The sequence below is a fragment of the Gammaproteobacteria bacterium genome (assembly GCA_003696665.1).
Classification (GTDB): Bacteria; Pseudomonadota; Gammaproteobacteria; order Enterobacterales.
In genome coordinates this window covers 1-1,804 of record RFGJ01000028.1, presented here as the reverse complement: position 1 = coordinate 1,804, position 1,804 = coordinate 1, and the positions used below count along the sequence as shown (strand labels likewise).

Here is a 1,804-nt window from a genome sequence, read left to right as displayed (position 1 = left end):
TTGCCCGATTGCACCGGTTCCACCGATTTCACCCGACGCTGTGGTCACTCCTCTCTCCTCACTCCTCTCTCCCTCACTCCATCACCCCGTCTCTCCGTCACTCTTTCACACGAGAAAGCCCCGACAACCGCAATGGCTGCCGGGGCTTTGTGCCGGGCGTCAGTCAGCGCCCGATTCAGGGTACCATGGTCGCAGTGCCCAACATGTACAAATACCTCAATACCCCTATCTTTTGACCATTCGAATACGCTACCACACTGCCCATGCCGCGACCCACAAACAGCCAGGCATCCTTGCCGACCGGAAAATCGGCAAACTCAGAAGCCGCGATTGTGCCACTGCCCGCTGCATCGTCGAACTGCTTGAATATGCAAGGTGCACCCGGCGCACAAAGGGCTGCATAGACGTAATCGCATCTGTCATCCGGCTCCCAGGTAAAGGTCAGGTCCTCGCTTTTGCTGTGCTCGTACCCATGGCTGAAAGCAACCTCCAGACACAGCGGATGGGGGATTGTAAATGTCTCGGAAAACGACCCATACTTCTCCGGCATCTCCGATTCAAACCTGATGTCCACCTCGCCCGATCGGGAAATTTCTTCAGGGTCGAAGTCGGGCGGAAATAAATGCCTGTACTGCGCATTGTTAATCAAATACCGGAATTTACCCTCTTCTTCAATTTTGTCCAAAGGCAAGTTTTCCACAAACACTTCTCCTGCTGCATCCATTCCATCATTGAATACAGCCGAGGAAGTAAAATCGTGGAGGTCACAAGAACCGTCGTAACCGAAAAGCTGCACTCTTATATGACTATCCACCTCATCGATCGTAAATTCACCAAGCCCCCTCATTGCCACGTCTTCCACATCCACAATACCTTGTACTGCGGCTTCCGAAGCTGAAGGATTTTTTTCACAGGAAGCAAACGCGCATGCTATAACAACAAAAAGAAAATATAATCTGTACATAAAACATTTTTTTGATTACGCAAATAATCTTTGACATCAACTAACAACTATCGCATTAATAAATTTTAAAAATTAATAATCAACAATTTGATCTGAATCAGGTTTTAGTTCAAAAAACTGAGTGTTTTGGCAATCAGTTGCCTCTCAAATACAGCCAAATTTTCTTTCTAAAATACAAAACAACTTCATATCAACACTCTACATCACACGCGCACACACATTTAACCATATCCCACCTTGAAGGAACATAATTATAATAAGGCTTAGGTCTATGCTCAGCATCATACACTACTTGATGCCTGACTCTCGGCAAGCCAGCGTCACATTTTCCATTCACGATTCGGGTGCCACACTGGTTAGAGCCTGCCCCATGACAACAAATACTGCAAGCCTGAACCTCGATAAACATCTCGATTGCATAGCCGCCTGTCTCCGGTACAGAAATGGAAATTACAGTGCCTTGATTGAAACCGGTATTCGCTGAAAAAGGAATATCCAATAAAAGAGTCTCAAAGTAGGGTGTGGGGTCAGGCAAAACCTGCCCATCTACATATGAAGCAGTATAAACCCTGATTTCCACACGCGCAGTGAAATCAGAAAAACCGAGGCAATCATAACCTGTCGCCAACTCCAGGGCCTGACGCACGTCTGTTCCCCATGTCTCTATGTATAGGACTTCCGGATCCGAGTTTCCGTTGTTCAGGTTCTGCAATAATTGCTCTTCCGTACAACCACCGCATCCTGAAAGGAGTGCAATCAATATCAGATAAACGGACAGATTCAGATTCGTGCTTCCAACAGCAGCCATAATTCAAATCGTATCGATTCAGAAAAAAGGTC

Annotated in this window: 2 protein-coding genes; both read right to left on the bottom strand. The window is 46.7% G+C overall.

The features are described from left to right. Positions 1-175 precede the first annotated feature (175 nt). Entirely contained in the window at positions 176-964 is a 789-nt protein-coding gene (locus D6694_00745; GenBank protein RMH48244.1) for a hypothetical protein, read from the bottom strand. Positions 965-1,154: 190 nt separating this feature from the next. Then, entirely contained in the window at positions 1,155-1,772 is a 618-nt protein-coding gene (locus D6694_00740) for a hypothetical protein (GenBank protein RMH48243.1), read from the bottom strand. Between the last annotated feature and the right edge of the window lie 32 nt (positions 1,773-1,804).

What these genes read in the sequence shown, in the direction of transcription:
- D6694_00745 (RMH48244.1), bottom strand. Translation starts at nt 964, where the DNA reads ATGTACAGATTATATTTTCTTTTTGTTGTTATAGCATGCGCGTTTGCT.
- D6694_00740 (RMH48243.1), bottom strand. Translation starts at nt 1,772, where the DNA reads ATGGCTGCTGTTGGAAGCACGAATCTGAATCTGTCCGTTTATCTGATA.